This is a genomic window from Staphylococcus sp. GDY8P45P, assembly GCF_017892745.1.
In the GTDB taxonomy this organism is placed as follows: Bacteria; Bacillota; Bacilli; order Staphylococcales; family Staphylococcaceae; genus Staphylococcus; species Staphylococcus cohnii.
The window spans coordinates 251,670-271,229 of sequence record NZ_JAESLS010000004.1 but is presented as its reverse complement, the minus strand read 5'-3'; the positions used below and the strand labels follow the sequence as shown (position 1 = coordinate 271,229).

The window sequence follows — 19,560 nt, the reverse complement described above, 5'->3', positions numbered from 1 at the left end:
CATTGACTTTTATACCTACAGGGGGTATATTAAATTTAACAGATGACATACAAATAACGATTCATTATAAATCTATGAAGCAAAAGGAGGCATTCACTGAGATGGATAACAACAAAAAAACGACATTAGGTATTACAGGTATGACTTGTGCTGCATGTGCGAACCGCATCGAAAAGAATTTAAATAAAATGGAAGATGTCAAAGCAAATGTCAATGTTACAACTGAGAAAGCAACGATTGAATATAATTCAGATAATACTTCACTAGATGCTTTAACTCAAAAAATTAAAGATACAGGTTATGATGTTGTCACTGAAAAAGCTGATTTAGATGTCATGGGTATGACTTGCGCCGCATGTTCAAATCGTATTGAAAAAGTACTTAACCGCACTGACGGTGTTGAACAAGCAAACGTCAACCTCACAACCGAAAATGCAACGATTAATTATAATCCAGAAGTTACATCTATAGATGAATTGATAAAAAAAATACAAAACATCGGCTATGATGCAAAAACCAAAGCAGCTCCTTCAGAAAAAAATTCACGAAAAGCACAAGAGTTAAAAGGAAAGCGAAACAAATTAATTGTTTCAGCCATACTTTCTTTACCTTTACTATTGACGATGTTTATCCATTTATTCGGACTACCATTACCTAGTTTCTTAATGAATCCCTGGTTTCAATTCATATTAGCTACACCTGTTCAATTTATTATTGGTTGGCAGTTCTATGTAGGTGCTTATAAAAATCTGCGAAATGGTTCAGCCAATATGGATGTATTAGTCGCGTTAGGTACGAGTGCCGCATTCTTTTATAGTATTTATGAAATGATAAAATGGTTGAACCATACAAATGATACACCTCATCTGTATTTTGAAACGAGTGCTGTATTAATAACACTTATCTTGTTCGGTAAATATTTAGAAAGCCGTGCCAAAACACAAACTACAAATGCTTTAAGCGAATTGTTAAGTTTACAAGCAAAAGAAGCACGTATAATCAGAAATGGCAAAGAACAAATGGTGCCACTAAGTGAAGTTGTTGTCGGAGATTATATCCAAGTAAAACCAGGAGAAAAAATACCAGTAGACGGACAAGTAATCAAAGGTATGACTTCGATAGACGAATCTATGTTAACTGGTGAATCTATCCCTGTCGAAAAAACATTAAACGATAATGTGATAGGATCAACAATGAATAAAAATGGTACCATTACAATAGAAGCAACGAAAGTAGGAAAAGACACTGCTTTATCTTCTATTATTAAAGTTGTTGAAAATGCTCAAGGTTCAAAAGCACCTATACAGCGTTTAGCTGATACGATTTCTGGCTACTTTGTCCCTATTGTCGTAGGTATTGCTATACTCACATTTATCATTTGGATTGCTTTTGTCCAAACTGGTCAATTCGAACCTGCACTTGTAGCAGCAATCGCTGTATTAGTGATAGCTTGTCCATGTGCATTGGGTCTCGCAACACCTACTTCAATTATGGTGGGTACTGGCAAGGCTGCTGAAAATGGTATTTTATTTAAAGGTGGCGAGCACATAGAACGTACACACCAAATTAATACAGTCGTTCTTGATAAAACAGGAACTATCACAAACGGTAAACCAATTGTGACGGACTTTGATGGTAATGATGAAACACTACAACTTTTAGCTAGTGCAGAAAAAGATTCTGAACATCCACTAGCTGAAGCAATCGTCAGTTATGCAAAGGATAAAGGCATCGATTTATTAGAAACAGCATCTTTCGAAGCAGTGCCAGGACACGGTATTCAAGCAATGATTCATAACCAAGACGTATTAGTCGGCACACGTAAATTCATGAAAGATGCTCATATTGATGTTTCAAAGTATGAAGATAATTTAGTCAAATATGAATACGAAGGTAAAACAGCAATGCTCATTGCTATTAATCAAACACTACAAGGTGTGATTGCCGTCGCCGATACAGTCAAAGATTCTGCCAATGAAGCGATTCAACAATTGCACGAATTAGGTATTTCCGTAACAATGCTTACAGGAGATAACGCGCGAACAGCACAAGCAATTGCTAAACAAGTAGGTATAGACGCTGTAATTGCAGAAGTATTACCAGAAGAAAAAGCTTCAAAAATCAAAGAACTTCAAGATAATGATAAAATTGTTGCTATGGTTGGAGATGGCGTTAATGACGCACCAGCACTAGTTCAAGCAGATATCGGTATTGCTATTGGAACAGGTACAGAAGTAGCAATAGAGGCAGCTGATGTTACAATTTTAGGCGGAGAATTATTATTAATTCCTAAAGCAATCAAAGCCAGTAATTCAACGATAAGTAATATCAGACAAAACTTATTTTGGGCATTTGGCTATAACGTTGCTGGTATTCCTATCGCAGCTTTAGGTTTACTTGCACCTTGGGTAGCTGGCGCAGCAATGGCATTAAGCTCAGTAAGTGTGGTAACAAATTCACTCAGATTAAAACGAATGAAATTATAACGCAACTTTGTAATAATAATAATAAACATCCTTGATTTAAGGAGGTGATTCCTATGGCAACAGAAACAATTAAAGTTGATGGCATGAGCTGTGATCATTGTAAACAGGCAGTAGAATCTGCACTTACAAATCTAGATGGCGTATCAACGGCTGATGTGAACCTTGATGCTGGTAATGTTGAAGTTGATTTTGACGATAATAAAGTTACAATGACAAGCATGAAAGATGCTATCGAAGATCAAGGCTATGATGCTAAATAACCTGCACATTCAAAAAATGAGGGCTGAGACGAAATCAAACGTCTTAGCCCTATTTTTATATTACATATTTAATTAACACGAAGCTTACTATCACCAGTATATATTACCTCTAATGTTGCATCTAGCGCATCTACAATAAGATTTTTTACAGCTGCATCTGTATAAAAAGCAATATGTGGAGATAGAATGACATCTTGTCGTTCTATCAATTCAATTAATATTGCATCATCTAATTGTGTATTGCGTTGATCACTTGGGAATAGCCCTTTCTCACCTTCATAAGTATCTAATGCTGCACCTATTATTTTCCCACTATTTAATGCATCTATAAGGGCTTTTGTATCAACAATCGTACCGCGCGCACAATTAATAAACACGGCACCTGTTTTCATTTCTGTAAATACTGCCTCATTAAACAAATATGTATTTTCCTTTGTCGCTGGAATATGTACAGTTACAATATCTGCATCTTTAATCGCCTCACGCATACTTTCTTTATATGTTAAATACGCTTCACATGAGACTTGAGGTTCAATATCATATGCTACTACTTCTGAACCAAAACCTTCTGCAAAAATCTTACCTACAATAGAACCAATACGACCTGTACCAATAACTGCAACTTTTAAATCTTTTATAGAACGTGACAAAATACTCGGTTGCCATCTAAAATCATATGCTGCAGTTTTATTTTGTATATCATTAAAATTTCTAATTAAATTTAATGCTTGAGACACAGTATATTCAGCGATAGAATGCGGAGAATAAGAAGGTACATTGGTTATAACTAGTTCATATTGCTTAGCTAACTCAAGATTATAACTATCAAAGCCAGCACTTCTCTGAGCAATTTGCTTAATACCATAATCATGTAATTTCTGATACACTACTTCATCTAATTCAATTTGTTGTGACAACGATACCCCATCAAAACCTTTAACACGATCTACTGTTTCCAAAGATAATATGTCACTATCTAAATCTACTTTCACCTGATGTTTTTCTGACCATTCATTAATAAAAGGGATATCTTCTTCTCTGACACCAAAAAGTTTAATGCTTTTCATTGATCATTTCACTCCTATTCTGCTTCATATAAATGTTTTAATGATTGAATGCGTTCTGCCGCTTCCATTAAGCTATCATCATCCACTGCTAATGAAATACGTACATAGTTCTGCCCATGTTCACCAAATGGAATACCTGGCGCAACTAAAATGGACTTTTCTTTTAATAAATATGTTTCAAACGTTTCACCATCATAATGTTTAGGTGTTTTTAACCATAAAAATATGCCACCATTCATCGGTTCAAAAGGGATACCTGCTTCATTCAATTTAGCTGTAAACTTATCTCTTCGGACTTTAAATATTTCATTTTGGCTCACAAGGAAATCATCATAATAATTTAAAGCAAATGTAGCCGCATCTTGCAGTGCACCAAACATACCAGCATGCGTATGTGTTTGATATTTTTTCAATGCTTGTATCATATCTTTATTCCCTACAGCAAAACCAACTCTAAAACCTGACATATTATATCCTTTTGATAAAGAAAACACTTCTATTGCTAAGTCTTTAGCACCCTTTGATTGTAAAATACTTGGATTTTTATAATCAAAGCCAAATGCACTGTAGGCAAAATCATGAACAATTTTAGTTTTTGTGCCTTGAAATTGTGCAATTGCTTTATCAAATACATCTTTTGTAGCAACTGAACCTGTAGGGTTATTTGGATAAGTTAGATAAACTAAGCGTGTATTCAATAAGACGTCTTTATCTATCATATGCCATTGTGGTAAATAATAAGGTGGCTTTAACACAAGTGGTTGTGGTTTAGCATCTGCCAACAATACACCTGCTAAATAATCTGTATAACCTGGATCGGGAAGCAGCACATTTTCACCCGGATTAACGATACATGTAGGCAAAGCGACTAAGCCGTTTTTCGTACCATATAGAATACAGACTTCTTCATCCTTATCTAATTCAACATCATATTGTCTTTTATAAAAATCGACGATTGCTTGTTTGAATGTTTCTTTCCCATGAAAAGCGACATATTTTTGATTTTCAGGTTTATAAATGGCTTCTGCGTAGCAATCAAGGATACCTTTAGGCGTTGCGCCATCAGGTATACCTACGGCCATATTAATCAACGGTAATGGCCCGGGCTCTATTTTACGTCCCATCGTTTTACCAAAGTAACTATCCGGAATTTGTGATAACCGATCTGATATTACCATTAAAAGTCCTCCTTAAAATAAAAAACTATATGCCTCATAAGTGACATATAGCTCTCACATGACACTTATCTATCAAGTATTCCACTTGTTGAATGTAGCACAGTACTTATGATAATAGATAAGTCTGTTGCTGAAGTTTCAACGGGTCAAGTCCCTCCACTTCTCTGGATAAGTCACTTTATAATTAAATTAATATTAATTTTATCAGAATATTCTAACATGTCAATATAAAAAAAAGAGTGACTCAAGCGAGTCACTCTTATCTATATCACCAAACACAACACGTTCAGTGCTATAGATTTTACCACCAACCGTGGTTTTTACGGAATTCTAACGCTGCTGCTTCAGAACCGTAACGTTGTTTAGCGTAGTTTAACATACCTTTAGTTTGATCAGCTACTGAACCAGTACCCCATGATTCCTTAGTTTGACCTAAGCCTCTATATCCTGCTGGGTTAACCGCATTTGGATTACCACTTGATTCAGGCATTACAATTGAATTCCACATAGCTTCTGATCCACCAGCAGCTAAGAATTGTGCTTTAACTGATCCACCAGTTGAAGCCGCAGATGCTTGAGCTGTTTTATATGTTTGCGTAGCTGCACTTGTTTGTGCTGTTTTAACATTTGTAGTTGCTGAAGCTTTTGGTGCTTCTACTGCTGCTGGAGCAGTATATGATTGTTGTGAACGTACTTCACTTGCTGATTTTTCATTTGTGTTGACACTTACTTCTGAACTTACATCTTGTGTAGTATTAGGTGTTGAAGCTTGCGCACCAACTGCATGGTATTCCCATGACCATGTGTTACCGTCAGATGTAAAAGTAAACTCGTTACCACCTAGTACAAAATTGTAGTTATATGCACCAGCGTGTAATGGTTTTTGATCTAATTCAGCTGAACCATTTAATGCTAATTCTGCTAAATGTGCTTTGTCGATGTTTTGTTCTGAAGCGTGAGCTTGATTGTTGTCAGATGCTGCTGCATATCCTGTTACGCCTAATGCTACTGCTAATGATGAAGCTAAAATTGATTTTTTCATAATAAAATAAATCCTCCAAATTTAATTTTTAATAAAATATATTTTCGATAATTTTTTTGTCGTATTTGCTAAAATTCTTTAAATTTTATGTTTTGTTTTTTGACCATAGTTAATATACCATATATTTTTATCAATCATATTACACTTACATAACAAAACTTTACAAAAATTGTTCTTATTTGTAACATTGCAATCTTTTGTAATTGCTTTATACAACATTCTCAAATAATCAATTTTGCTTTTATTATTTATAATTATTGATATAAAAGAATGCTATCTCTTGATTTGCTTCATTTTTTATATAGTCTGAAAAATTACAAACAACCTTATTGTTACATAACTGTAACAATATATTTCGATACATTTTTTATATATTGGGATCATACTTGCAAATTATTTTGTGCAAAATTAAAAAGGCCTTTGATTTGAGGCCTTTTTAATCTTTTTACTTATATATTGATAATGCGCATTTTTAATATATTACAATAAGCAAATCTATATCTTCACTTATTTTATGCTAGGAACTTAAATACTTCTTTATCATATAATTTCAAAACTTTCATATAGAATATATGAATTAAGAAACCTATCATAAACGGAACGACAAAAAATGCGATAAATACATATAATAGATTAAGTAGTAATGGGTCTTCCATATGTTTAAATGCGCTGATGGGACCTACCAACCCAATAATACCAAAACCAGCAGATTCTTTGGTACCAGCAATACCTAACAACGCGCCAAAAAATCCAGTGATAATCGCATTGGTGAAGATGGGTAATAAAATAATAGGGTGTCGAACCATATTGGGAATCATCATTTTAACACCACCCAAAAATATTGTAATAGGTACGCCTGATCTGTTTATTTTCATCGTACCTGCGACGAGAACACCTTCACATGCTACAATGCCTAATGAGGCTGAACCTGCTGCTAAACCACTAATACCAATGGCTAGTGCTGTCGCCACGGTAGAAATTGGTGAAATAATTATAAAACTAAAGACAAGTGCAATAAGCATTGACATAATTATGGGTTGTAATTCTGTAAATGTATTAACTAAGTTACCAATACCAGTCGTAATTAATTGTATGTATGGCAATAACGTCAAACCAATCAAACCTGAAATAACACCAACGATTGTCGGTAAAATAATCAATGTCAGACTACCAAAGCGTTCACCGATTACCAATATTAAAAATACCGCAACTGCTGCTGTTATCATTGTATTAATCAAATCTCCCACGCCGACAAGTACCCACACGCCATCTTTAAATTGTGCAACACCACTTCCGACAAAAGCCGAACTAGCAACTACAGCTGTCGCTAAAGGCGTTAAACTAAAGCGCATTGCAATCAAAGCTCCTACCAATAGCGGAACTGTAAATTGAATACCTAAAACAACCTGTAGTAAAGATTCAAAAACGGCATATTTCGGCGCTAAAAGTTTAAATACCTCACCTAAAATAGCATTAGGTATGAGCCCAGCAACAATTGCAATTGCTACGCCAGATAATACATTATTAATAAATTGTTTCGGACTTACTTTGATCATTGTGTGCCTCCTATGTTGTGATAAATAAAATATACCATATTATCGCAATTTTCAGAATATTTATTTTTGTACATTCTATATAAAAATACAGTTAATCATATCATTACAATTTCCAATTCATTCCTTATGTTCACTAAACACAAAAATTGCACAAAAAAAACGGATAGACGTCCATTGCTTTTTAATGAACTTGTCTATCCGTAGAATGTCATTGCTTTTTAAAATAATATTTAGCGCTAATGTCGAAAGTAATTGTTATGTTCCAATACACACGTCGTGTTTGCTAAATCATATTGTTAAAAACATTTTATTTTGCTTCCATTAATTCACGCGTCAATACGAGACCTTGCGTTGCATTCTCAAAAAATTCTAGTTTTTGAAGTGTGTTTTCTTCTGGCAAGTGTTGCTCAAATTGCTCCCATATCCAAAAGGCAATATTTTCGGCTGTTGTATTCATAGATGGTAATGTTTCATTAACGAGTTGACCATCCAAATAAGTTGCGATTTGTTTATTATATATTTTATCGACTTCATTAAAATCTAATGCCAATCCAGTATCGTTTATTTTAGATAAAATTTCAATATTGAACTTATAGTGTTGATTGGCTAAATCTTTGTGCGCTGTTTGACTAAAATATATTCGATTATCACAAGTAAATTCATAATAATTTTTAATAAGTACTGCATTACTGCGATATTTAAATTGTTCAGGTGGTTGAACTTGATCAAAATTTGTCATATTAAAATCTCCTTTTCAACATTATATTTATCTATACCCTTTCAGTTAAAATATATGAGTTCCAATGTTTTTAATATTACGTTTTAGGCTATAGAAAAATAATTGAATTATTAAGAGTAAAGGAGCTTTTTATGACTATTCAAATACAACGTATTTATGAAAAACCACTTAAAGAAGGCGTACGCATACTTGTAGACCGCGTTTGGCCACGAGGAATCTCAAAAGATCAAGCTAATTTAGATCATTGGCTAAAAAACATTGCACCAACATCCGAATTAAGAAAATGGTTTAATCACGATCCTCAACTTTACGCTGCATTTAAAGAAAAATACGAGAAAGAATTGCGTGAAAATAACGATCAAAAAGAAGCTTTTAATGAATTACAAGATATTGTTGCTAACAGTAAACAAGATGTCATTTTGCTTTATGGTGCAAAAGATGAAAAACATAATCAAGCGGTTGTGCTACAACAATTATTACAATAAGGTGTGAATATGATGGCTCAATGGCATATCGACATAAATGATTCACCTGTCCAGACACTCATGCTCCAAGACGAGACCCTTGCAAAACTTATAAGACAAATTGGCAATGTAGAAATAACACTGCGCCCTAATCCGCTAAAATCGTTAATTCGTTCTATCATTGGACAGCAAATTACAAATACTGCCGCTTCAGCAATTTTCCAAAGATTTTCGGAAGCAATCCACAATCAATGGACTGTTGCATCAGTGTTAAATTTATCTGAAGTACAAATGAAACACATAGGTCTTTCTAAAACTAAAATAAACTACATTCAAAATTTGCTAGTGCATATAGAACAAAATAAACTCGATTTTACTAATTTACATGAATTAGATGATGAAACTGTAAAACAAGTTTTAACACAGGTCAAAGGTATTGGTCGTTGGACATCAGAAATATTTTTAATATTTACATTAAAGCGTGACAATATACTGCCTATTTTTGATGTGGGGTTACAGAGAGCTGCTCAATGGCTTTATCAAACTTCAAACGCTGAAAGAAAAAAACAACTCTCTCTATGTGCAAAACGATGGCATCCATATGCTTCATATGGGGCGTTTTATTTATGGGAAGCAATTCATCAAAATTTATTAAATTACGACTCTATTGACTCACTTTTAGACGAATCATCTTCGTAATACGTTGAGCTTAATATTTTAATTATAACTAAAATCATTCTATATTACGTTACGCTATCACTACGGTAACATCGCATTATTAGGATAAAGCGTGGATGGTATAATACATTTTCTCAACAATTATTTCTTATACAGACTCTCTTCACCATTAGGTAACGATTCTATAAATTTTCTAGGGTTTTCCGCATACTCATTTCCAACACCACCTTCCATTCTTTGAAAATGTAGATGCGGCCCTGAAGTTTGAGAACCAGTATTACCAGAAAGTGCAATGATTTTTCCAGCTTTAACTTTTTCACCAGGTTCCACTTTAAATTCATTTAAATGCATATACCATTGATGATGTACACCATCTTCTTCCATAATCTGCACTACTTTGCCACCTAAATCATTTTCAAAAGTTCTGGTTACTTTACCATCTGTCGCTGCAGTTACTGGCGTGTTTTTAGCTATGCCATAATCAATGCCATAGTGTTTACCGTCGAAGTCATTATATTTATAATCACCAAAAGATTCAGTCTCTCTACTTATATTAAAAATGCTTCTATCTGTCTTTCCACTATCTTTATTTCCATCATTTTGTTGTACTAAATTTTCTCTTACATATCGTTGTACAGTATCTATATTTGTTAATAATAGTATTAACGGCACTAATACAATAACTAATAATAATATCGTTTTAAATGTATTTTTCACTATCCGATTCACCTTTTAAATTATGATATTAATATCATAATAAATGCTTTTATCTGTATTTTGCTAATTATTCAACTTAAAATCATCTCATACTTTCGTATTAAATAACTGTAATGAAAATATTAAAACAACTTTTGCAATATAGATTTACTCAAGTCAAACACGAAAATTTTATATCATTAACATAAAGAAAACGTCAATTTCTATATTGCTGCGCTAGAAATTGACGTTTATTTTTAGTGACAAATACTTATATCCCATACTTTTCTTTATCGTATTAACAGAATTCAAAAAAACTTATCCCTAAGCTCTTACAAATGTTACAAATCAATATTTTCAAAATTTAGAGAATAATGGCTATCCATAATTCAGCTTACACGTTATAACTTTTTAACATATGTTCCATCAAAGTCCAAACACGTTCAACATCTACAGCCGTAGCAAAATATGCATTTTTTTCTTTGTTTGTGACATTATTTAAGTCGACTGACATTGTACCGTATGTGAGCGAACTTTGATGTTCTATGTCGATGTGTGTCTGCTGCATAGTAAATAAGTCAGGTTGCAATAAGTATAAAATTGTACACGCATCATGAATAGGACCCCCATCCATATTAAAATGTGTTTTATAAGTAGATTTGAAAAATTCTAGTAGTTCAACAACAAATTTAGATATTTTATTATCAATGCTACTAAATCTTTGAATTACTTCATCTGTTGCTAAGACCTGATGAGTCACATCTAACCCAAAAACATTTATGTTAATACCACTTTCAAATACTCGTTTAGCAGCTTCTGCATCCACCCAAATATTAAATTCAGCGGTAGGCGTCCAATTTCCGAAAGTGCCACCTCCCATAATTGTAATAGAATCAATTGATTGAGCAATACTAGGGTCTTTGATTAATGCAGTCGCAACATTTGTAAGTGGACCTGTTGCAACAATTGTTACAGGATCAGCGCTTTGTTTTAATGTCTTAATAATTACATCTGCAGCGTGATATTGAGTTGGTTTCAACGATGGCACTTCAGGTAATTTAGGTCCATCTAATCCCGAATCGCCGTGAATTTCCGAAGCGAAGGAAGCAGGTTTTATGAGTGGACGCGAAGCACCTACAGATACTTCAATATCTCGTCTTCCCATAACTTCTAATACATTAAGTGCATTTTTGGTGTTTTTTTCAACTGCTTGGTTTCCTGCTACAGTGGTCACGGCCAATATATCAAGTGTACTATATTTCGCACCTGCTAGAATTAAAGCTATCGCATCATCATGACCTGGATCACAATCCATGATTATCTTTTTAGTCATTTAACACACTCCAATCGTCTTATGTATATTAAATATGAATAAAATCAATTTTATCTAAGTATTATTTTGTAATAAATATTTTATCATTTAGCATCACTACTCTAATTACAACGGCATTGTTTCATTTATTAAGCTTTCTTTTTTTACTACTGTTAAACCTATCATACTACTTTTCTAGTGGTTTCGCTTTTTATTTTCCGAAAATTCACATAATTTTATAGAAATATCACATTTTTTGTATGAATTATGTTTGCTGCATTTAAAAAAACTGGTAAGTTAGTATCATTACACAACTTGAGGTGGTCTTTAATGCGAGCAATTTTAATTGGTATATTAGCTGCTTTCTTTTTTTCTATTACATTCATACTAAATCATGCAATGTCTAGCAAAGGTGGCAGTTGGCTTTTTAGTGCGTCACTACGCTTTATTTTTATGTTCCCTTTTTTGTTAATGATGGTTATTTGGAACCGTAAAGGGCGTCATCATATTATTTTATTGCATATTAAGCAAAATTTTTTCAGGTGGTTATTGTGGAGTTCACTTGGTTTTGTCTTTTTTTATGTACCCATAACTTTTGTATCAAATTATAGCCCAGGTTGGCTTATTTCTGCGACATGGCAATTAACCATTATTTCCGGTCTTTTTACAGCTCCATTTTTCTACACATATATACAACAAGGACAATCCACAATCAAAATGAGAGAACGTATCCCGTGGCGTTCACTTGCTACATCTAGCATTATGATATTAGGTGTTATCATTGTACAAATTCCGCACATTTCGAATATAGAATTACATATTTTCCTATTATCTGTCATACCGTTGATGATTGCAGCATTTTGTTACCCTTTAGGCAATCGTAAAATGATGGTGGTTGTTGGCAACGATTTAAATACGATCGAACGGATATATGGCATGACCTTAGTCACCTTACCATTATGGTTGATTATTTTTCTGATTGGAGTAGCTACTCAAGGGCTACCCTCTTCAAATCAAATCACGCAAACTTTTTTAGTTGCGATTTTCTCTGGTATCATAGCAACAACATTATTCTTCTATGCAACGAATATAGTGAAACATAACCAAACTAAGTTAGCTGCTGTTGAAGCGACACAAGCGATGGAAATCGTTTTTACATTAATTGGCGAAATGTTACTTTTAGGCTTAGCGTTACCAAATATGTTAAGTATTGTCGGTATTATTATCATCACATTAGGTATCATTATTTATTGTTTTTTAAATAGTAAAATAAATGATCGTAAAATAGGATTGAAATAAAATCAAAGCTAGTTATGTTAATTGACAACTTGTTCGTAAAGCAAGATAATTTGTCTAATGATAATAACAAATATAGAGGTGTAATTAATTGACTCATACTCATATAGATCCCCGTATTATAAGAACTAAAAAATTATTAATGGACGCTTTTCGTGAAATTGCAAAAGAAAAAAAGTTAGTATCAATTACGGTTAAAGATATTACCGAACGTGCCACTGTCAATCGCGCTACCTTTTATGCTCATTTTTACGATAAATATGACATCATGGAATATACACTGTCTGAAACAATCTTAAAAAATTTAAATCAATCGCTCAATATGGTTACAGAATTAAATGAAAAAGCACTGTGCCAATGTTTTATTACAATTACTAGTTATATCCAAGATACTCATGAAGAGTGCCGTCTAAATAGTGAAGCATATGGGGAAATTGTCGAGAAAAGAATTAAAGAAGAATTAGAAGATATTTTTTTAAAATTAATGTCTGATGAACACAAAGATATAGATAGAGAGACACTTGCTACAAGTGCACGTTTTCTATCATGGGGATTATACGGCATCGCTAAACATTGGTTCCATTCGAGTAATTTACCTGCTGAATCATACATCAACAAGTCATTACCCTTCATTACATCCCAACTTTCAAATCAAAAATAATTCGCACAATGCGTTTGGACAATGAAAATAGTTATGCTTTAATCATTCATATAGCCCCTCGTTAAATAAGTTATCGTAACTTATTTAACGAGGGGCTTAATTTATTTAAGTAAAATAAATGTTTAAACATTGTGATCATTGATAAATTCCAATACTTCACCTGTAATCGCTACTGCATTATTGCTTTCTCCTTCTATACCACCGTAATGTAGACCAATTAATTCATTATTTGCATTAAAGACAGGCGAGCCTGAGTTTCCCCCAAATGTGCTGGCACTATATGTTAATATACTGTCATTATTACTTATGACTTTACCCGAACTTTCCCACATCGTTGCTAAAGGTTTGTCACCTGGATAACCTGTAACTGTTATTGGATCATTACTAGACACAGTACTAGTTTCACCAATTGTGGCAGGTGTCACAACATCTCCAACTGACTGCCCTTCACCATTTTTATTAAAATGAACTAGTACTAAGTCAGCATCTCCAGGATAGGCTACCACTTCTTTTTCTGTAAATGTACCATACGGAAAACTATTTTCATTTTCAGCAGCAGGTGCAAATGATAGCTTTCCATTACCGTTATTTACTACATGCTTATTCGTCAATACTGTATTTTTACCAACAACCACACCAGTAGCGATTGTTTCTCCTTTTTCTATGTAGCCAATGGATTGGTAATGACCAGATTGAGTATTTTCAATTTGATGTCTATTTTCACCTGGTAGCATGACTCTTGGTGTGGCAGTACCTATTTGATTCCTCTCATTAGTCTGTTGCGAACTTTTCATAGTATCATTTTGATTTTGTGCTTGTGCCTCAGCATTGATAGTGCTTGATAAAAATAATAATGTGCCTATAATGATGCCGACTAATATGTTTTTCAACAAGACCTACCTCCTATTAAAAAATATTACTTTTTAAATTTACAGAATTTTAAGATTTTAATCAATTATTACTTAGTACATTAATTATGTGATTTAAACAACATATTGCTCACTTTGTCGCTTATACAATGAATTTATAAACATGTTGTTTGCATTATAATAAATCATGCCATATAATCTATCTAAACAACAAGTGTTACTTAGTTTACAGTCGTTGTTTAATTTAATTGAAGAGGAGGGATAGACGTGACAACAATTCAAACACACAATGGTTTTCAAAGAACTTTTCAACAGGAACATTTAACCTTAGGATTAATGTTACCCTTTGATGATCCTGAAAATATCGCATTGCCAATTGATCAACAAATAGCATTAGTTCAATATGCTGAAAAACTTGGATTCACAAGCTTATTTGTGCGAGATAATCCTTTATATAGTCCGCACCTTGGTAATGTAACGACAAACTACGATCCGTTTGTGTTTTTAACTTTCATCGCTGCCAACACATCCAAAATCGCTCTCGGAACATCTAGTATTGTTGCAACATTACGTCATCCTGTGCATATTGCTAAAGCATCTGCCTCTCTTGATTTAATATCAAACGAGCGATTGTTATTAGGGATTGCTACTGGAGATCGTCAATTTGAATTTCCAACTTTTAAAATCAATCCAAACGATCTAAGTCAACATTTTCAATCAGCTGTGTCATCTTTAAAAGAATTATGGCAATCATCATCACCACAAACGTCAAATACTTTATTTGAACTGTACGAAGATTCTGGCTTACAAGTATTACCAAAGCATAAGCATATTCCTATGTTCGCAACAGGATACGCCAAACAACATATTGATTGGTTAAAAACACATGTGGATGGTTGGTTATTTTATCCTCAACCTTTCCAACAACAAAAAGCTTTATTACAGCAATGGCATCAAAACGATACATTCAAACCCTTTATGCATCCTTTGGTAATTGATTTATCAGTTAATCCGAATGAACTTGTAAAGCCGATTAAAGGTGGTTATCGCCTAGGAAGAAACACTTTGTTAAACATCCTAAAAGCGTATGAACGTATCGGAACCAATCATATAATGTTGCAGTTTATAGCCAACGACAGAACTTATAAAGAAATATTAACAGAGGTCGGTAATGAAATTATTCCACACTTTCCACCTCGACATTTACAGGAGGACAAAATTTATGAAACTACTAGATAGAATTAACCAATTAGCAAACAAAGAAAAAGTGCAAACTTTGAGTGTAGAAGAAAAACAAGAGCAACACGTGTTAAGACAAGAATATCTTCAAATGATTCGCGGCCAAGTCGTTAACACATTTTCTACTTTAAAAGTTGTAGATCCTTTAGGTGAAGATGTTACACCTGATAAAGTTTATAAATTGCGTGAAGAAATGGGCACACTAAATTTAGATTAATAAAAAACCCGTCAAGTAAATGATACTTGACGGGTTTTCTATATAACCATTAAATTGAAACGTTTTAATGAGTTTGTTTATCATATTTTATACTTATCTTTTCATTTTAAAGGGTTGATGCTTTCTAACACATTTTAAGCTGAAATATTTGTAATGAAAGCAATGTGTAACATAGCTATATAACAACAATGAAGCATTTTTTCTACGTTTAATTATTTAATATGTTTTCCATGGATCGATCTACACTGCCCGCATACATACTTCCAAATTTCAGTAAATGTACCATTAATAAATACAAACGATAAAATTCTAGTCGTTCATTGGCACCTTTACTTAAAGGATAATGCTTATTATAGGAATCATAAAAAGTTTGAGTAAAGCCACCAAACACAGTAGTTATACCTAAATCAAATTCTCTATCACCATATAGTGGTGCCGGATCAAACAATGCAGGTTGACCATTTTCTAAGAACATATAATTACCACCCCACAAATCACCGTGCAATAATGAGGGTTTACTTGTATGGTCACTTAACGCAGTTACAATTACTTCCCGCACTTTATGATAAGTTTGTACATCTTCCTCTATCCATAAACCTTGATCTACCAATCTATCTTTTAAATGATCTAAACGACGTTCAACAAATATGGTCGTCCAACTATCAGACCAATCATTGTCGAATGATACATCACCGCCTTCATAAGGTAAATCAAAACCAAACTTGCCATCTGGCTGCTGTTGTTGATGTATTTTAGCTACCAATTCTCCAAGTTCAGCTTGGCTACCTTGGTTTCCTTCATTTAAAAAACTTAGCAAAAGATAGGCATCTCCATCGATTTCACCACTATCAATGACTATTGGCGCAGTAATTCCAGCTTTTTCAAACAAATTGAGACCAGCAACTTCTGCATCAAAAAAGGCTTTACTTCTCTGACGTTGTACTAATAAAAAATATGGCTTTTGAGATGTTTCTACGCGATAGGCTTCGTTAACGTCTCCACCGCTTACTGGTGCAATAGACTGTATATTATCTAATGGTAATTGTGATTGCCATTGTTTTTTCATAAAAATATCCCTCCATTATTCCATCACATCATTGTACTATTACCGTTTTATTTAAAATTTAATCAAAATCAGGGTCTTCTCTAATAATTTGAAGTTATATTAATATTTCTTATTTATACTAGGCATATGAATACTAAAATGCTAGTCTATTAAAGACATATATTTTCATCTACTACTAATTTAAACAAATGGAGCGATTACAACATGTATAAGTTAATTAAACCTATTTTATTTCAATTAGACCCTGAAAAAGCACACGGTATGACGATTAATGCCCTTAAAATCCCTCAAAAGTACACTAAATTGCTGCCAATACTCGAAAAATTATTTCATTATAGGAACCCTATATTATCTCAAAGCATCAAAGGTATACATTTTGAAAATCCAATCGGATTAGCTGCGGGATTTGATAAATCTTGTGAAGTTCCAAAAGCACTAGATAAAGTAGGATTTGGATCGTTAGAATTAGGCGGCGTAACACCTAAACCACAGCCTGGCAATCCTAAACCACGCATGTATCGATTAATAGAAGACCACGCGCTAATCAATCGTATGGGATTTAATAATTTAGGTATGAACAAGGCGTTGAGTAATCTAAGAAAATATAGTTACCATACGCCTATTGGCTTAAATGTTGGGGTAAATAAAGCAACGCCATATGAAGCACGTTACCAAGATTATATAAAAGTCATAGACACATTTAAAAATGACGTCACATTCTTCACCGTTAATATCAGTTCTCCTAACACGGAAAACCTACAAAGTTTTCATGATAAAAATGAATTTTCTCAATTATGTGCTGCTATACAAAATTATAAAACACAACATGATCTTAACGTACCTATTTTTATAAAATTAACATCTGACCTTAGTACAGAAAGTTTGTCTCGAATGCTCAAACCTATAACACAAACGTTTGATGGCATCATTTTAGCGAATACTACGCAAAAACGTGAACAATTACATTCCGTTAATCAAAAAGAAACTGGCGGGTTAAGTGGAAAACCTTTATTTAAGCGGAATTTAAAACTGATTGCACATGCCTATAAAGAAACGCAAGGTCAGTTTTTAATCATTGGTACTGGTGGCATTTTCGAAGTGAATGACGTCATCAAAATGTTACGTCATGGTGCATCGCTGGTTCAAATTTATAGTTCACTCGTATTTGAAGGGCCTGGATTAACTAAAACTATGAACAAACAGCTTGCACAATATTTACTAAGAAATGGATACAAACATATCGATGATATCATAGGATTAGATGCGTAAAATATTTTAGTTTTTCTTATCGAATTATTTATTATAAAATATTAATTGTGAAATTATGATGATTTTTTATTATATAGGGTAAACAATTACCGAAGGGGGCGCTACAATGTATAAAAATATATTATTAGCATATGATTTTGATAATTCTTTTAATAACGTTCCTAAAGAATTACAAAATTTAACTACCGGCGTTGACAATGCAAAAATCACTATTTTCAACGTTATACCTGAAGGTGATTTACAAACTTCGGTTCGCTATGGTGGCAAACATTTTGAAGAATTAGCTGAAGAAAAAGGCAATGAAATATCACCTTTTGTTGAAAAATTAGAATCACTCGGCTTAAAAATTCAAGTGAAGTTTCGTTCTGGCTACATTAAACAAGAAATATTAAGTGAAATCGAAGAAAATAGCTATGATATCATCGTTATGAGTAATAAACGGGCCAAACCAGACATAAAAAATGTACTGGGAAATGTTACTCATAAAATCGCTAATAGCGCAAATATTCCTGTACTTATTATAAAATAATTTAACATCATTAATAAAACTCATTATTCTATTAAGGAATAATGAGTTTTTGTCGTTATTTTAGTTTGTAATATCGTTATCTTGTTTTAAATATCGCTCGATGACTTGTAACACACCTGATTCATCATTGGAAGGCGCTTTGTAATTTGCGACATCAGCCACTTCAGGACTACATTCAGCCATTGCATAACTATTTGGAGTCAAAGCTAACATTTCTATATCATTATTTGCATCTCCAAAAGCTAGCAATTCTTGTGGTTGTATATCCCATTTATCTAAAAGTGTTTTAATCGCTACACCTTTATTCACTTTAGGTAATATTAAATCCAAACTATCATTTCCACTTGTAACTGGCTTTATTTCTTCACCATATTGTGCTTTCAAACCTTTCATTACTTCATCTAAAAGTAATGGATCTTTAATTCTAAGCGCAATCTTAACAAATTCATCTTGCTCAATAGTTTTAAAGTCAGAAACTTTCGTTATATTAAAATAATATTTATATAAAAATGATAAAAAGTCATTACCCACATCTTCTAATACATAAGCACTTTTAACTCCGCTTAACACAATATCTTCAATATGATAATGATTAATAATCAAATTTAAAACGTCAAATACCAATTGTTGATCAAAATATTCAGCTGCTTCTAATTTGTTATTTTGATACGTAACTGCACCATTTTCAGCTATATACGTTATCTGATGATCCTTACCTGAAAAAAATGAACGTAATTGTGCATATTGGTTACCACTTGCAATGATAAATTTTATATCTCTTTCCATCATGCTTTCAAAAATTTTATTGAAATAAGCTTCATCATAGGTATTATCCGATTTAAAAAAGGTACCGTCTTTATCTACTGCTATTGCTTTTATCAAATGTTACACCTTCCATTCCTGTACAAATCATTAAAAGATGGGTTATATAATAAG

General features: G+C 33.1%; 20 protein-coding genes and 1 riboswitch. Of the genes, 10 read left to right on the top strand and 10 right to left on the bottom strand.

Translation table 11 applies throughout. From position 1 onward, the window contains the following. Window positions 1–101 precede the first annotated feature (101 nt). Together KA873_RS01540 and copZ are read left to right on the top strand one after the other, a co-directional pair. Complete coding sequence (locus tag KA873_RS01540; protein WP_107504755.1) at window positions 102–2,486, top strand: heavy metal translocating P-type ATPase; 2,385 nt, start codon at window positions 102–104, stop codon at window positions 2,484–2,486. 53 nt (window positions 2,487–2,539) lie between these two features. After that, window positions 2,540–2,746: a copper chaperone CopZ gene (gene copZ / locus KA873_RS01535; protein WP_107384339.1), complete on the top strand. Its 207-nt coding sequence runs from the start codon at window positions 2,540–2,542 to the stop codon at window positions 2,744–2,746. Window positions 2,747–2,814: 68 nt separating this feature from the next. Here copZ and KA873_RS01530 read toward each other — a convergent pair whose 3' ends face one another. The 5 genes from KA873_RS01530 to KA873_RS01510 form a co-directional block, all read right to left on the bottom strand. Further along, complete coding sequence (locus tag KA873_RS01530; protein ID WP_107504754.1) at window positions 2,815–3,813, bottom strand: D-lactate dehydrogenase; 999 nt, start codon at window positions 3,811–3,813, stop codon at window positions 2,815–2,817. 14 nt (window positions 3,814–3,827) lie between these two features. Continuing rightward, complete coding sequence (locus KA873_RS01525; protein WP_107386264.1) at window positions 3,828–4,991, bottom strand: aminotransferase class I/II-fold pyridoxal phosphate-dependent enzyme; 1,164 nt, start codon at window positions 4,989–4,991, stop codon at window positions 3,828–3,830. Between the two features lie 62 nt (window positions 4,992–5,053). Beyond that, window positions 5,054–5,166: riboswitch (SAM riboswitch) on the bottom strand. 126 nt (window positions 5,167–5,292) lie between these two features. Further along, complete coding sequence (locus KA873_RS01520; protein ID WP_107386263.1) at window positions 5,293–6,033, bottom strand: aggregation-promoting factor C-terminal-like domain-containing protein; 741 nt, start codon at window positions 6,031–6,033, stop codon at window positions 5,293–5,295. A gap of 512 nt (window positions 6,034–6,545) precedes the next feature. Beyond that, a complete protein-coding gene (locus tag KA873_RS01515) occupies window positions 6,546–7,589 on the bottom strand; it encodes a PTS sugar transporter subunit IIC (RefSeq protein WP_107504753.1) in 1,044 nt (347 codons plus the stop codon). 307 nt (window positions 7,590–7,896) lie between these two features. Then, a complete protein-coding gene (locus tag KA873_RS01510) occupies window positions 7,897–8,328 on the bottom strand; it encodes a 6-carboxytetrahydropterin synthase (RefSeq protein WP_107385313.1) in 432 nt (143 codons plus the stop codon). Between the two features lie 131 nt (window positions 8,329–8,459). Here KA873_RS01510 and KA873_RS01505 point away from each other — a divergent pair, with 131 nt between their 5' ends. Both KA873_RS01505 and KA873_RS01500 read left to right on the top strand, forming a co-directional pair. After that, window positions 8,460–8,813 carry a DUF488 domain-containing protein gene (locus KA873_RS01505; protein WP_107385312.1) on the top strand — a complete coding sequence of 118 codons (354 nt, stop codon included), beginning with the start codon at window positions 8,460–8,462 and terminating at the stop codon, window positions 8,811–8,813. Between the two features lie 12 nt (window positions 8,814–8,825). Next, window positions 8,826–9,491 (top strand): DNA-3-methyladenine glycosylase family protein, encoded by a 666-nt coding sequence (locus KA873_RS01500; RefSeq protein ID WP_107504752.1) that lies wholly within the window; start codon window positions 8,826–8,828, stop codon window positions 9,489–9,491. Window positions 9,492–9,611: 120 nt separating this feature from the next. Here KA873_RS01500 and KA873_RS01495 read toward each other — a convergent pair whose 3' ends face one another. Both KA873_RS01495 and KA873_RS01490 read right to left on the bottom strand, forming a co-directional pair. Beyond that, window positions 9,612–10,187 carry a M23 family metallopeptidase gene (locus KA873_RS01495; protein WP_107504751.1) on the bottom strand — a complete coding sequence of 192 codons (576 nt, stop codon included), beginning with the start codon at window positions 10,185–10,187 and terminating at the stop codon, window positions 9,612–9,614. A 373-nt stretch (window positions 10,188–10,560) separates the two neighbouring features. Further along, entirely contained in the window at window positions 10,561–11,499 is a 939-nt protein-coding gene (locus KA873_RS01490) for a nucleoside hydrolase (RefSeq protein ID WP_107504477.1), read from the bottom strand. 309 nt (window positions 11,500–11,808) lie between these two features. On the opposite strand from KA873_RS01490, the gene KA873_RS01485 reads away from it, so the two are divergent. Next, on the top strand, window positions 11,809–12,777 hold the full coding sequence (locus KA873_RS01485; RefSeq protein WP_107504478.1) for a DMT family transporter: 969 nt from the start codon (window positions 11,809–11,811) through the stop codon (window positions 12,775–12,777). An 88-nt stretch (window positions 12,778–12,865) separates the two neighbouring features. Next, the gene (locus KA873_RS01480; protein ID WP_107385748.1) at window positions 12,866–13,435 is read left to right on the top strand and encodes a TetR/AcrR family transcriptional regulator; all 570 of its coding nucleotides are present in this window, start codon (window positions 12,866–12,868) and stop codon (window positions 13,433–13,435) included. 122 nt (window positions 13,436–13,557) lie between these two features. Here the strand turns inward: KA873_RS01480 and KA873_RS01475 are convergent, their stop codons facing one another. Next, complete coding sequence (locus KA873_RS01475) at window positions 13,558–14,325, bottom strand: trypsin-like serine peptidase (protein WP_107385747.1); 768 nt, start codon at window positions 14,323–14,325, stop codon at window positions 13,558–13,560. Between the two features lie 246 nt (window positions 14,326–14,571). On the opposite strand from KA873_RS01475, the gene KA873_RS01470 reads away from it, so the two are divergent. Both KA873_RS01470 and KA873_RS01465 read left to right on the top strand, forming a co-directional pair. Then, window positions 14,572–15,543, top strand: a complete 972-nt coding sequence (locus KA873_RS01470; protein WP_107504479.1) for an LLM class oxidoreductase — start codon at window positions 14,572–14,574, stop codon at window positions 15,541–15,543. Continuing rightward, window positions 15,527–15,760 (top strand): DUF896 domain-containing protein, encoded by a 234-nt coding sequence (locus KA873_RS01465; RefSeq protein WP_107385029.1) that lies wholly within the window; start codon window positions 15,527–15,529, stop codon window positions 15,758–15,760. Before KA873_RS01470 ends, KA873_RS01465 begins: the two co-directional genes overlap by 17 nt. 208 nt (window positions 15,761–15,968) lie before the next feature. Here KA873_RS01465 and KA873_RS01460 read toward each other — a convergent pair whose 3' ends face one another. Further along, a complete protein-coding gene (locus tag KA873_RS01460) occupies window positions 15,969–16,826 on the bottom strand; it encodes a fructosamine kinase family protein (RefSeq protein ID WP_107504480.1) in 858 nt (285 codons plus the stop codon). Between the two features lie 204 nt (window positions 16,827–17,030). On the opposite strand from KA873_RS01460, the gene KA873_RS01455 reads away from it, so the two are divergent. Together KA873_RS01455 and KA873_RS01450 are read left to right on the top strand one after the other, a co-directional pair. Further along, window positions 17,031–18,095, top strand: coding sequence for a quinone-dependent dihydroorotate dehydrogenase (locus KA873_RS01455; RefSeq protein WP_107504481.1), 1,065 nt, complete (start codon window positions 17,031–17,033; stop codon window positions 18,093–18,095). A gap of 106 nt (window positions 18,096–18,201) precedes the next feature. Continuing rightward, window positions 18,202–18,624 (top strand): universal stress protein, encoded by a 423-nt coding sequence (locus KA873_RS01450; protein WP_107385026.1) that lies wholly within the window; start codon window positions 18,202–18,204, stop codon window positions 18,622–18,624. 60 nt (window positions 18,625–18,684) lie between these two features. On the opposite strand, the gene KA873_RS01445 is transcribed toward KA873_RS01450, so the two are convergent. Beyond that, window positions 18,685–19,506 carry a Cof-type HAD-IIB family hydrolase gene (locus KA873_RS01445; RefSeq protein WP_107504482.1) on the bottom strand — a complete coding sequence of 274 codons (822 nt, stop codon included), beginning with the start codon at window positions 19,504–19,506 and terminating at the stop codon, window positions 18,685–18,687. Window positions 19,507–19,560 lie beyond the last annotated feature (54 nt).